Source organism: Micromonospora sp. CPCC 205739 (assembly GCF_036906795.1).
In the GTDB taxonomy this organism is placed as follows: domain Bacteria; phylum Actinomycetota; class Actinomycetes; order Mycobacteriales; family Micromonosporaceae; genus Micromonospora.
Genome location: NZ_JBAKHS010000017.1, coordinates 18,856 through 31,459 on the forward strand (window position 1 = coordinate 18,856; position 12,604 = coordinate 31,459).

10 protein-coding genes are annotated in these 12,604 nt (G+C 74.8%); all 10 read left to right on the forward strand.

All coding sequences use genetic code 11. The features are described from left to right. Nucleotides 1-8: 8 nt before the first annotated feature. Nucleotides 9-1,175, forward strand: coding sequence for a glycosyltransferase family 4 protein (locus tag V6U88_RS22215; protein ID WP_334455775.1), 1,167 nt, complete (start codon nt 9-11; stop codon nt 1,173-1,175). Beyond that, nucleotides 1,175-3,676 carry a hypothetical protein gene (locus V6U88_RS22220; RefSeq protein ID WP_334455777.1) on the forward strand — a complete coding sequence of 834 codons (2,502 nt, stop codon included), beginning with the start codon at nt 1,175-1,177 and terminating at the stop codon, nt 3,674-3,676. The genes V6U88_RS22215 and V6U88_RS22220 overlap by 1 nt, the downstream gene beginning before the upstream one ends. 150 nt (nt 3,677-3,826) lie before the next feature. Beyond that, nucleotides 3,827-5,578, forward strand: coding sequence for a CTP synthase (locus V6U88_RS22225; protein ID WP_334455779.1), 1,752 nt, complete (start codon nt 3,827-3,829; stop codon nt 5,576-5,578). Beyond that, entirely contained in the window at nt 5,575-6,180 is a 606-nt protein-coding gene (locus V6U88_RS22230) for an NUDIX hydrolase (RefSeq protein WP_334455781.1), read from the forward strand. The genes V6U88_RS22225 and V6U88_RS22230 overlap by 4 nt, the downstream gene beginning before the upstream one ends. A 428-nt stretch (nt 6,181-6,608) precedes the next feature. Beyond that, nucleotides 6,609-7,724: an alanine dehydrogenase gene (ald, locus tag V6U88_RS22235; RefSeq protein WP_334455782.1), complete on the forward strand. Its 1,116-nt coding sequence runs from the start codon at nt 6,609-6,611 to the stop codon at nt 7,722-7,724. After that, nucleotides 7,721-8,713, forward strand: a complete 993-nt coding sequence (locus V6U88_RS22240; RefSeq protein WP_442934674.1) for a site-specific tyrosine recombinase XerD — start codon at nt 7,721-7,723, stop codon at nt 8,711-8,713. The genes ald and V6U88_RS22240 overlap by 4 nt, the downstream gene beginning before the upstream one ends. Nucleotides 8,714-8,901: 188 nt before the next feature. Beyond that, complete coding sequence (locus V6U88_RS22245; protein ID WP_154937924.1) at nt 8,902-9,825, forward strand: ParA family protein; 924 nt, start codon at nt 8,902-8,904, stop codon at nt 9,823-9,825. Nucleotides 9,826-9,878: 53 nt separating this feature from the next. Further along, complete coding sequence (locus V6U88_RS22250; RefSeq protein ID WP_334455785.1) at nt 9,879-10,862, forward strand: segregation and condensation protein A; 984 nt, start codon at nt 9,879-9,881, stop codon at nt 10,860-10,862. After that, a complete protein-coding gene (gene scpB / locus V6U88_RS22255) occupies nt 10,859-11,794 on the forward strand; it encodes an SMC-Scp complex subunit ScpB (RefSeq protein WP_334455787.1) in 936 nt (311 codons plus the stop codon). The genes V6U88_RS22250 and scpB overlap by 4 nt, the downstream gene beginning before the upstream one ends. Then, the gene (locus V6U88_RS22260; RefSeq protein ID WP_334455789.1) at nt 11,781-12,551 is read left to right on the forward strand and encodes a pseudouridine synthase; all 771 of its coding nucleotides are present in this window, start codon (nt 11,781-11,783) and stop codon (nt 12,549-12,551) included. The genes scpB and V6U88_RS22260 overlap by 14 nt, the downstream gene beginning before the upstream one ends. Nucleotides 12,552-12,604: the final 53 nt, after the last annotated feature.

Consider the following 12,604-nt stretch of genomic DNA (forward strand, 5'->3'; position numbering starts at 1 on the left):
GAGCACCGATGACCGACGGGACCTCGGCGCCCCGCTGGCGGGGCACGATCGTCCTGCTGCTGGCCTCCAGCACCGGCGGGGTCGGGCAGCACGTGCGCTCGGTGGCCCGCGGCCTCACCGAGGCCGGCGCGTCCGTGCTGGTGTGCGGGCCCGCCGCCACCCAGGACCAGTTTGACTTCACCGCCGTCGGGGCCCGCTTCGCCCCGGTGGAGATCCCGGCCAGCCCCACCCCGGCCGACGCGCGGGCCGTGACCGCGCTGCGCGGGGTGCTGGCCGCCGAGACCGTGCGGGTCGTGCACGCGCACGGGCTGCGCGCCGGTCTGGTCGCCGCGCTCGCCCGCCCGGCCGCGCCGCTCGTGGTCACCTGGCACAACGCGGTGCTCGCCGGCGGGGTGCGCGGGCAGCTGTCCCGGCTGGTCGAGCGGGTGGTCGCCCGTTCCGCCCGGGTCGCGCTCGGCGCCTCCGCGGACCTGGTCGAGCGGGCCGCCGCGCTGGGCGCCACCGATGCCCGGCTCGCCCCGGTCGCCGCACCCACCCTGCCCGCCCCGCGCCGGCGGCGCGCCGCCGTCCGCGCCGAGTTCGGCGTCGGACCGGGCCAGCCGCTGGTGCTCTCCGTCGGCCGGCTGCACCCGCAGAAGCGGTACGACGTGCTGGTCGACGCGGCGGCCCGGTGGCGTACCCGGACTCCGCCGCCGGCTGTCGTCATCGCGGGCAGCGGGCCGGCGTACCTGCAACTGGCCGCCCGGATCTCCGCCGCCCGGGCGCCGGTGACGCTGCTCGGGCACCGCACCGACGTGGCGGACCTGCTCGCCGGGGCCGACCTGGCGGTGGTCACCAGCGACTGGGAGGCCCGGCAGTTGTTCGCGCAGGAGGCGCTGCGGGCGGGCGTACCGCTGGTGGCGACCGCCGTGGGTGGGCTGCCGGAGCTGGTCGGCGACGCCGCGGTGCTGGTGCCCGCGGGCGACGTCGACGCGGTCGACGCGGCGGTGCGGGCGCTGCTGGACGACGAGAGCCTCCGCGCCGACCTGGCCCGCCGCGCCGTCGCCCGCGCCGCGACCTGGCCCACCGAGGAGGACACCGTCGCCGCGCTGCTGGACCTCTACGCCCAGCTGGACCCCGACCCCGCCGGGCCGGCCGCCCCCGGCGCGGACACCCCCTCGACGGGACGCCGCTGATGCTGCGCAGACTCACCCCGGTCCTGCTCACGCTGCTCGTGGTGGTGCTCGGCGTGACCGCGCTGGCGGCCCGCCCGGAGACCGGCGCGCCCCGGCGTACCGCCGACTTCGTGGTGCTCGCCGGCGTGGCCGGGCTGCGCTGGGACGACGTCGACCCGCAGACCACCCCGACCCTGTGGCGGATGGCCGAGCAGGGTTCGATCGGCTCGCTCTCCACCCGCTCGGCGCACCGCCCCACCTGCCCGGTCGACGGGTGGCTCACCCTCGGCGCGGGCAGCTACGCGGCCTGGAACGGCAGCCGGCAGCAGGACGCCTGCCCGTCGGTCGGCGTGACGATCGAGCAGCCGGACCGGATCGGCGCGAACCTGCCCGACCAGGAGAGCGTGGTCCAGCACAACCAGGAACGGCTGCCCTGGGGGGCGGTGCCCGGTTCGCTGTCCGAGTCGGTGCGCTGCTCGGTGGCGATCGGACCCGGCGCGGCGGTGGCCGCCGCCCGACCTTTCGGCCGGGTCGACCGGTACGCCCCGAAGCTGCCCGACGACCCCGCCGACCTGCTCGGCTCCTGCGTGCTGAGCATCGTCGACCTGGGCACGGTCGCCGGTGACGACCCGGCGGCCCGGAAGGCCGAGGCCCGCCGGGTCGACGCGGCGCTGGCGACGGTGCTCGCCGCCCGGCCGCCCCGCTCGCTGGTGATGGTGGCCGGGGTCTCCGACACCGAGACGCCGTCCCGTTTGCACGTGGCGGTGGCCGACGGGCCGGGCTGGGAGGGTGGCCTGCTCACCTCGGCCAGCACCGGCCGGGAGGGCTACCTGCAACTGGTCGACCTGGCCCCGACCGCGCTCGCCGCGCTCGGCCGGCCGATGCCCGAGCGGCTCTTCCTCGGCCGTCCGGCGATCCGCGTCGACGGCCGGCCGGACGACCTGGCCGCCGCGATCGCCGCCCCGGCCGACGCCGACCGGGAGGCCGGGGCCCAGCGGACCGTGGCCGGCTGGTTCTTCGCGCTGCTCGCGCTGGCGCAGGTGGCGCTCTTCGTGATCGTGCTGCCGCTGCTGCGCCGGGCCCGCCGGCTCGCCGGCCCGCACAGCCCGCCGCCGGTCTCCCGCCGGGTGGTGGCGACCGTGGAGCTGCTGCTCATCGCCGCCGCGCTGGCGGTGCCGGCCGCGCTGCTGGCCGACGCGGTGCCCTGGTGGCGGGTGGACCACGCCGGCTGGTGGTTCGCGCTGGTGACCGCGGCCCTGGTCGTGGCGGCCACCGCCCTGGTGCGCTTCGCCCCCGGCCACGACCGCACCCTCGGCCCGCTCGGCGCGGTCGCCGGGCTGGCCACCCTGGTCGTCGGCGCGGACGTGCTCAGCGGGGCCCGGTTGCAGCTCAACGGGGTGGTCGGCTACTCGGCGCTGGAGGGCGGCCGGTTCTCCGGGCTGGGCACGGTCGGCCTCGGGGTGTTCCTGGCCGGCGCGCTGCTCAGCGCCGGCTGGCTCGCCCAACGGTTCCGCCGGGCGTGGCGGCCCATGGTGGTGGTGACGGTCGGCGGCACGGCCGTCGTGGTGGTCGGCAGCCCGTACCTCGGCTCGGATCCGATCGGCGCGGTCGCGTTGACCGCCGGGGTGGCGGTCGCCGCCGCGATCAGCACCGGCGGCTGGCTCACCGTCAGCCGGCTGGTCTGGGCCGCCATGGCCGGGCTGGCGCTGACCATCGGGTACGCCGTGGTGGACGTGCGCCGGCCGGCGGAGGAGCGGGGCAGCCTCGGCCGCTTCCTCGCCGCCCTCGGCGACGGCACCGGCGGGTTGACGGTGCACCGTGCCGGCACCGCGAACTTCGAGACGCTGGTGAACAGCCCGCTGTCCGTGCTGGCCGTGGTCGGCGCCCTGCTGGTCTGGTTCGCCCTGCTCCAGCCCTGGGGCGGGCTGATGCGGCTCTTCGGCATCTACCCGGCGATCCGGGCGGCGATGGCCGGCACCGCCGTGGCGGCGGCGATCGGCGGGCTGCTCGGCGGGTCGGCCCTGGACGTGGCCGGGGCGGCCGGCGCGCTGGTGGTGCCGATGGCGGCGCTGGCCTCGCTGCGGGTGCTCGACCACTCCACCGACCGCACCCAACCGGGCGCCGGCCGGCAGCGCGGCGACGGGCCGTCCGGCCCGCCCGCCGGGGACGCGCCGGACGGCGGACCGGGCGGGGGTGCCACCACGACGGCCGACGAAGGCTCGCGGGCCGACCGCGCGGAGCCCGACGGCGGGCGTACCGGCGATGTCGACGCGGCCGGCGGCGGAGCGCCCGCCGCGGTCGAGGGCACTTCCGGTGACCGGAGCCCGGCGACCGGCGACACCAGGACCGACACCAAGACCGACACCGACGCCGTCGGCGGCAGCGAGGGCGGCGAGGGCGGCGACGGCGACGGCGGGGCGCGGCCCGCGGGCGAGCGGGCGGGGGCCGACCGCCCCGGCGTGCCGGCCGCGCGGACCCCGGAGACGCCCGCCACGCCATCGACCGAGGTCGCGACGGGCTGACCCACGGCGGCCTCCGGAGCCGGTCGGGGCGGGTGCGACGCCCGCCCCGGGTCGGGGAGGTGTTACCGTGGAATCCCGTGGATCGCGTGATCACTTTGCTGATCGGCACGGCGGTTCGCACGACCGCTACGGACGACACGGGAGCAGGCCTTGGCCCCTTCAGCACGGACGACCAGGCACATTTTCGTCACCGGAGGCGTCGCCTCCTCGCTGGGTAAGGGCCTCACCGCCTCCAGCCTCGGCAATCTGCTCACCGCGCGTGGGTTGCGCGTGGTGATGCAGAAGCTCGACCCGTACCTCAACGTCGACCCCGGGACGATGAACCCGTTCCAGCACGGCGAGGTCTTCATCACCGAGGACGGCGCCGAGACCGACCTCGACGTCGGGCACTACGAGCGCTTCCTCGACCGGGACCTGTCCGGCAAGGCGAACGTCACCACCGGCCAGATCTACTCGGACGTGATCGCCAAGGAGCGGCGCGGCGAGTACCTGGGCGACACCGTCCAGGTGATCCCGCACATCACCAACGAGATCAAGTCGCGCATCGTCGGCATGGCCGACCCGGACGGCGACGGCCAGATCCCGGACGTGGTGATCACCGAGGTCGGCGGCACGGTCGGCGACATCGAGTCGCTGCCCTTCCTGGAGGCGATCCGCCAGGTCCGCCATGACCTCGGCCGGGACAACTGCTTCTACCTGCACGTCTCGCTGGTGCCGTACCTGGCGCCCTCGGGGGAGCTGAAGACCAAGCCGACCCAGCATTCGGTGGCCCAGCTGCGCAACATCGGCATCCAGCCCGACGCCATCGTGCTGCGCTGTGACCGGGAGATCCCGGAGAAGCTCAAGGAGAAGCTCTCGCTCTACTGCGACGTGGACCGGGAGGCGGTCGTCGCCGCCCCGGACGCGCCGAGCATCTACGACATCCCGAAGGTGCTGCACCGCGAGGGCCTCGACGCGTACGTGGTGCGCCGGCTCGGCCTCTCCTTCCGGGACGTGGACTGGGCCAGCTGGGACGACCTGCTGGACCGGGTGCACCAGCCGCACCACACGGTGACCGTCGCGGTGGTCGGCAAGTACGTCGACCTGCCCGACGCGTACCTGTCGGTGAGCGAGGCGATTCGGGCCGCCGGCTTCGGCCACCGGGCCCGGGTGCAGCTGCGCTGGGTGCCCAGCGACGACTGCGTCACCCCGGCCGGCGCGGCGGCCGCCCTGGCCGGCGCGGACGGCATCGTCATCCCGGGCGGCTTCGGCGTGCGCGGCATCGAGGGCAAGATCGGCACCGCCCGGTACGCCCGGGAGAACGGCATCCCGCTGCTCGGCCTCTGCCTCGGCCTGCAGTGCATGACCATCGAGGTGGCCCGCCACCTGGCCGGGCTGGACGGGGCCAACTCGCTGGAGTTCGACGAGGAGGCGAAGCACCCGGTCATCGCCACCATGGCCGACCAGGAGGACATCGTCGCCGGCAAGGGCGACCTGGGCGGCACCATGCGGCTCGGGGCGTACCCGGCGGCGCTGGCCGAGGGGTCGCTGGTCGCGGAGGCGTACGGCAGCACCGAGGTCAGCGAGCGGCACCGGCACCGGTACGAGGTGAACAACGCCTACCGTGACCAGCTCACCAAGGCCGGCCTGCACATCTCCGGTACCTCGCCGGACGGCCGGCTGGTCGAGTTCATCGAGCTGGACCGGAGCCTGCACCCGTTCTTCGTGGCCACCCAGGCGCACCCGGAGGTCAAGAGCCGTCCGACCCGCCCGCACCCGCTGTTCGCGGCGTTCGTGAAGGCGGCCGTGGCGTACTCGGAGGCCGACCAGCTGCCGGTGGACCTGGACGCGGTGGCGGAGGCCCCGAGCCCGAAGAAGGCCTCCCGCAACGGCGCGAGCGCGAAGGCGGCGTCCGCCTCGTGAGCGCCGTCGAGCACCGCTACGAGCTGCGCGACCGCCAGGAACGCTTCCGTGGCCGGATCTTCTCCGTGGTCACCGACGAGGTGACCATGCCCGGCGGCGACACCGCGAAGCGGGACTACGTCCGGCACGTCGGCGCGGTCGCCGTGGTGGCCCTGGACGACGCCGGCCAGGTGGTGCTCGTCCGGCAGTACCGGCAGCCGGTGGGGCGGCACCTGTGGGAGCTGCCCGCCGGGCTGATGGACGTCGACGGCGAGCAGTTGCCGGCGGCGGCCGCCCGGGAGTTGGCCGAGGAGGCGGACCTGACCGCCGGCACGCTCGACCTGCTGGTCGACGTGCACACCTCGCCGGGCTTCTCCGACGAGGTGGTCCGGGTGTTCCTCGCCCGCGACCTGGCCGACGTGCCGGCCGATGAGCGGCACGAGCGCCGTGAGGAGGAGGCCGACATCCAGATCGTCCGGCTCGACCTGGACGAGGCGGTCGGCATGGTGCTGGCCGGGGAGATCACCAACGGGCCGTGCGTGGCCGGGCTGCTCGCCGCCGCCCGGGCCCGCGACACCGGCTGGTCGGTGCTGCGCCGGGCCGACGCCCCGCTGCCCCGCTAGACCGGGTACGCCCCGAAGGGCCGCGCGGTTCGCCGCGCGGCCCTTCCGCGTACCGCCCCCGCCCCGGCCCGTGCTTGCGGCGTGTCGCCGGTGTCCCGTCGTCGGGAGGCCCCGACACGCCGCAACCGGGAGCCGAGCACCCGGGACCGAGTGCGGCGGGGTGGACACGCGGCGTGTCGGCTGCGGCTTCCGCCCGGCGGTGCCCGTCGTGCGGTGCGACGATGAGGGCGAACGCCGAGCGGGGGAGCTGACCGCACGCCTGACACATCGTCAGGCGTATCGGGCACCGGATGTCACTGTGCTGGGCCCCGGAGGGTGCTCCCGCGCCTAGACTGCCGCCGGCGGGACCGGTCGACCGCGCCGGCAAAGGGGCCGTCGCGGGGCCGAGCAGTCGGGGGTGAGCTGCCCCGAAGAGAGGTGTCTGCATCGTGAAGGTCGGAATCCCACGCGAGGTCAAGAACCACGAGTACCGCGTGGCGATCACGCCGGCGGGCGTCAACGAGTTCACCCGCAACGGGCACGAGGTCTTCGTCGAGTCCGGTGCCGGCGTCGGCTCCAGCATCACCGACGACGAGTTCGCCGCCGCGGGCGCCAAGATCCTGCCCACCGCCGACGGGGTGTGGGACACCGCCGAGCTGGTGCTCAAGGTCAAGGAGCCGATCGCCGAGGAGTACCACCGGATGCACGAGGGGCAGGTGCTCTTCACCTACCTGCACCTGGCCGCCTCGAAGGAGTGCACCGACGCGCTGATCGACCGCAAGGTCACCGGCATCGCCTACGAGACCGTCGAGCTGCCCGACCGGTCGCTGCCGCTGCTCGCCCCGATGTCCGAGGTGGCCGGCCGGCTCGCCCCGCAGGTGGGCGCCTTCTACATGATGCGCACCGGCGGTGGCCGGGGCGTGCTGCCCGGCGGCGTCTCCGGCGTGTACGCGGCGAAGACCGTGGTCATCGGCGCCGGTGTCTCCGGCCTGAACGCCGCCGCCATCGCGCTGGGCCTGCAGTCCGAGGTGCTGCTGCTGGACAAGAACGTCGCCCGGCTGCGCCAGGCCGACGCCATCTACCGGGGCCACCTGCAGACCGTCGCCTCCAACGCGTATGAGATCGAGCGGGCGGTGCTCGACGCCGACCTGGTCATCGGCGCGGTGCTGGTGCCGGGCGCGAAGGCGCCGAAGCTCATCTCCAACGAGCTGGTCTCCCGGATGAAGCCCGGCAGCGTGCTCGTCGACATCGCCATCGACCAGGGCGGCTGCTTCGAGGACTCGCGGCCCACCACGCACGCCGAACCGGTCTACAAGGTGCACGACTCGATCTTCTACTGCGTGGCGAACATGCCGGGCGCGGTGCCGAACACCAGCACCTACGCGCTGACCAACGTCACCCTGCCGTACGCGCTGGAGCTGGCCAACCAGGGCTGGCGCGAGGCGCTGCGCCGCGACCCGGCCCTGGCGCTGGGCCTGAACACCCACGCCGGCCAGGTCACCTACGGCCCGGTCGCCGAGGCGCACGGCATGCCGACCCTGCCGCTGGCCGAGGTGCTGGCCTGACCGCTGCACCGGACACCGCCGGCGCGGGCGTGCAGCCCGCGCCGGCGCTGCGCCGTGCCGTCCGCGGCTACCTCGACCACCTGACCGTCGAGCGTGGCCTGTCGGCGAACACGCTCTCGTCGTACCGGCGGGACCTGGAGCGGTACCTGGATACCCTGGCGACGGCCGGGGTGACCGACCTGGCCGCCGTCGGACCGGGGCAGGTCGAGGCGCACCTGGCCCGGCTGCGGGCCGGGGACGACGGCCAACCGCCGCTGGCGGTCTCCTCGGCGGCCCGGGCGGCCTCCGCGGTGCGCGGGCTGCACCGCTTCGCGCTGCGCGAGGGGCTGGCCGGCACCGACCCCAGCCGCGACGTCCGGCCGCCCACGCCGCCGCGCCGGCTGCCCCGGGCGCTGCCGGTCGACGCCGTGGTCCGGCTGCTGGAGACCGCCGGGGCGGTGACGGCCACCGGTGACGGCGCGGCCCTCGCGCTGCGCGACCGGGCGTTGCTGGAGTTCCTGTACGGCACCGGCGCGCGGATCTCCGAGGCGGTCGGCGCCGCGGTGGACGACCTCGACGTCGACGAGGGCACCGCGCTGCTGCGCGGCAAGGGCGGGCGCACCCGCCTGGTCCCGATCGGCGGATACGCCGTCGAGGCGCTGCGCGCCTGGCTGGTGCGGGCCCGGCCCGGGCTGGTCGCCGCCGGGCGGGGCACCCCGGCGGTCTTCGTCAACGCCCGGGGCGGCGCGCTGACCCGGCAGGGCGCCTGGACGATCCTGCGCCGCGCCGCCGAGCGCGCCGGGCTGCCCGTGGACAGGCCGCACGCGGTCTCCCCGCACACCCTGCGCCACTCGTACGCCACCCACCTGCTCGACGGCGGCGCCGACGTGCGGGTGGTGCAGGAACTGCTCGGCCACGCCTCGGTGACCACCACCCAGGTGTACACGTTGGTCACCGTGGAGCGGCTGCGCGAGGTGTACGCGACCGCGCATCCCCGCGCCCGCGGCTGACCCGGCCGCCATTCGGACCGGGCGGGACGGCCGACACGCCGGACCGGTACCGAACGCGCTGCTGGTCGGTGGCGTACAGTCGGCATCGGCGCGGACCTCCTGGGGCGACATCCGGGGTGCGCAGCGGCGCCGCGCAGGACGTCGGACGGCTCCGACGCCGGTGGTCGTCGGGAGGGGGCAACGAGGACATGGCTGGCAACGGTGATCGTGCCGACGCCTGGACGTCGGAGCTCCGCGAGCAGCAGGCATCGCTCGGCGCGGACCTGGGTCCGGCGGACCCGGCCGCCTACACGATGCGCAAGCCGATCCCGGAACCGATGCCGACCGACCGGCACGGGCCGGCGCGCATCATCGCGATGGCCAACCAGAAGGGTGGCGTCGGAAAGACGACCACCACCATCAACCTCGGTGCGGCGCTCGCCGAGTACGGCCGCAAGGTGCTGCTGGTCGACTTCGACCCGCAGGGCGCCCTCTCGGTCGGGCTGGGCGTCAACCCGCACAACCTCGACCTGTCGGTCTACAACCTGCTCATGCAGGACGACGTCACCGCCGAGGACGTCCTGATCAAGACCGACGTCGCCGGGCTGCACCTGCTGCCCGCCAACATCGACCTCTCCGCCGCGGAGATCCAGCTGGTCAACGAGGTCGCCCGGGAGATGGCCCTGGCCCGGGTGCTGCGGACGGTCCGCAAGGAGTACGACTACATCCTGATCGACTGCCAGCCCTCGCTGGGCCTGCTGGCGATCAACGCGCTCACCGTGGCGCACGGCGTGCTCATCCCGCTGGAGTGCGAGTTCTTCAGCCTGCGCGGGGTGGCGCTGCTGCTGGACACCATCGACAAGGTGCGCGAGCGGCTCAACTTCGACCTGGAGTTGGAAGGCATCCTCGCCACCATGTACGACAGCCGCACCACCCACTGCCGTCAGGTGCTGCAGCGGGTGGTCGAGGCGTTCGGCGACAAGGTCTACCAGACCGTCATCACCAAGACCGTGAAGTTCCCCGAGTCCACGGTGGCCGGTGCGCCGATCACCACCCTCGACCCGGCCTCCTCCGGGGCGCGCAACTACCGGCAGCTGGCCCGTGAGGTGATCGCCGCCCAGGCGGACCGGTAGGTCGAGGTGCACCTTCCCGCCGGTGAGCCCGGGGTGTGGACTACGGTCGTCCGGTGACCGCCCCACCCCTGGATCCGCCGACGACCCCGGAGCAGCCCCCCGTGCTGGCCGCCGAGGCCGCCGCCGAGGTGGCCACGGACGCGGCCGGGGTACCGCAGGCGGGGGAGAGCGCCGGTTTCACCGTCCGGCTGGCGAACTTCACCGGCCCCTTCGACCTGCTGCTGCAACTGATCGGCAAGCACAAGCTCGACGTCACCGAGGTGGCCCTGCACCAGGTCACCGACGAGTTCATCGCCTACATCCGGGCGATGGGCGACCAGTGGGACCTGGACGAGGCGAGCGAGTTCCTGCTCATCGCGGCCACCCTGCTCGACCTGAAGGCGGCCCGGCTGCTGCCCGCCGCCGAGGTCGAGGACGAGGAGGACCTGGCCCTGCTGGAGGCGCGGGACCTGCTCTTCGCCCGGCTGTTGCAGTACAAGGCGTACAAGGAGGCGGCGGCGCACATCGCCGAGCTGGAGGCGGTGGGTGGCCGGCGCTACCCGCGGGCGGTCACCCTGGAGCCCCGGTACGCCGAGGCGCTGCCCGACCTGGTGCTCGGCATCGGCCCGGAGCGGCTGCTCAAGCTCGCGATCAGGGCGATGACCCCGAAGCCGACGCCCGAGGTCTCCATCGCGCACGTGCACATGGTGCGGGTCAGCGTCCGGGAGCACGCGGCGATCCTCACCGAGCGGCTGCGCCGCGCCGGGACCGCCACCTTCTCGCTGCTCTGCGCCGACTGCGAGATCACCCTGGAGGTGGTGGCCCGCTTCCTGGCGCTGCTGGAACTGTACCGGGAGGGGCTGGTCTCCTTCGTGCAGGACCAGGCGCTGGAGGAGCTGACGGTGCGCTGGACCGGCCCCGCCGACGGCGACACCGAGCTGCACATCGACGAGTACGCCGGCTCGGCGGAGGCGGCGGAACCCGACGGCGCCGCGGGGGCGCCGGCCGCGCCGGCGGACGGGGACACCACGGGTACGACGGAGGAGCGAGCGGGATGAGCGACGAGGAGCGCCGGGACTCCCTGGCCGACCAGGCGGCCGCCTGGATTCCACCCTGGGAACGCCCCACCCCGCCCCGCGACGAACCCGCCGAGCCGCCCGCCGAGCCGCCCGACGAGCCCGCCGAGCCTGCCGAGGCATCGGACGAGCCGTTCGCCGAGGCGTCCGCGCCGACCGCCGACCTCACCGAGGCCTCCGTACCGGCGGGCGACGCCGAGCCGACCGCCATCCCCGTTCCGCCGGAAGACGCCGAGGCGACCGCCGGCCCCGCGCCGACGGGTGGCACGGACGAGCCGGCGGGGGAGGGCGCGGCTGCCGGCGTACCCCGGAGGCAACCGGCACCCCGGCGGCGGGCGACGCCCGCGCCGGAGCCGGCGCCGGTGCTGGACGACGCGGAGCTGCGCGGCGCGCTGGAGGCCATCCTGCTGGTGGTGGACGAGCCGGTCAGCGAGCTGGTCCTGGCCCAGGTGCTGGAGCAGCCCGCCGAGCGGGTCGGGCCGATGCTGGACGAGATCGCCGCCGGCTACACCGCCGCCGGGCACGGTTTCGAGCTGCGCCGGGCGGCCGGTGGCTGGCGTCTCTACACCCGCCCGGAGTACGCCACCTACGTGGAACGATTCGTCCTGGACGGGCAGTCGGTACGGCTGACCCAGGCCGCGCTGGAGACCCTCGCGGTGATCGCCTACAAGCAGCCAGTCACCCGTTCGCGGATCTCGGCCATCCGGGGTGTCAACTGCGACGGGGTCATCCGTACGCTGGTGTCCCGCGGGCTGGTCGAGGAGTGCGGCACCGAACCGGACAGCGGGGCGTTCCTCTACCGGACCACCACGATGTTCCTGGAGAAGCTGGGGCTGAACTCGGTGGACGACCTCCCGCCGCTCGCCCCGTTCCTCCCCGACGACGTAGAAGAGCTTGCTGATGCCACGCGATGACCGCACCCCCCGACCCGACGCGCCCACCTACGAGGGGGCCGAGCGCCTGCAGAAGGTGCTCGCCGCCGCCGGTGTCGGCTCCCGGCGCGCCTGCGAGGACCTGATCTTCCGCCGTCGGGTCACCGTCAACGGCCGGGTCGCCCAGCTCGGCGACAAGGTCGACCCGACCCGCGACGTCATCCACGTCGACGGCGAGCGCCTCCAGGCCGACAACCGGCTGGTCTACCTGGCCCTGAACAAGCCGCGCGGGGTGGTTTCCACCATGGCGGACGAAAAGGGACGCACCGCGCTCAACGACTTCATCGGCAACCGGGTCGAGCAGCGGGTCTACCACGTCGGGCGGCTCGACGCCGACAGCGAGGGCCTGCTGCTGCTCACCAACGACGGCACCCTCGCCCACAAGCTCATGCACCCGTCGTACGAGGTGCTGAAGACCTACCTGTGCGAGGTGGCCGGGCCGATCCCGCGCAACCTGGGCAAGCGGCTGATGGCCGGGGTCGAGCTGGAGGACGGCCCGGTGAAGGTCGACTCGTTCAAGGTGGTGGACACCCTGGGCAAGACCGCCCAGGTGGAGCTCTCGCTGCACGAGGGGCGCAAGCACATCGTCCGGCGGCTGCTGGCCGAGGTCGGGCACCCGGTGTCCCGGCTGGTGCGTACCGCGATCGGGCCGATCCGGCTGGGCGACCTGCGCGCCGGGCGGACCCGGCGGCTGACCAACGCCGAGGTCGCGGCCCTGTTCAAGGCCGTGGGTGACTGACCCCCCGCGATCGGGGTAGGGCTGCCGGTAGGCTTCGTCGCGGCCGGCGGGCC

Excerpts from the sequence above, each read along its gene's own strand:
- V6U88_RS22245 (WP_154937924.1), top strand. The coding sequence starts at position 8,902 with ATGGCTGGCAACGGTGATCGTGCCGACGCCTGGACGTCGGAGCTCCGC.
- scpB (WP_334455787.1), top strand. The coding sequence starts at position 10,859 with ATGAGCGACGAGGAGCGCCGGGACTCCCTGGCCGACCAGGCGGCCGCC.
- V6U88_RS22220 (WP_334455777.1), top strand. The coding sequence starts at position 1,175 with ATGCTGCGCAGACTCACCCCGGTCCTGCTCACGCTGCTCGTGGTGGTG.
- V6U88_RS22260 (WP_334455789.1), top strand. The coding sequence starts at position 11,781 with ATGCCACGCGATGACCGCACCCCCCGACCCGACGCGCCCACCTACGAG.
- V6U88_RS22215 (WP_334455775.1), top strand. The coding sequence starts at position 9 with ATGACCGACGGGACCTCGGCGCCCCGCTGGCGGGGCACGATCGTCCTG.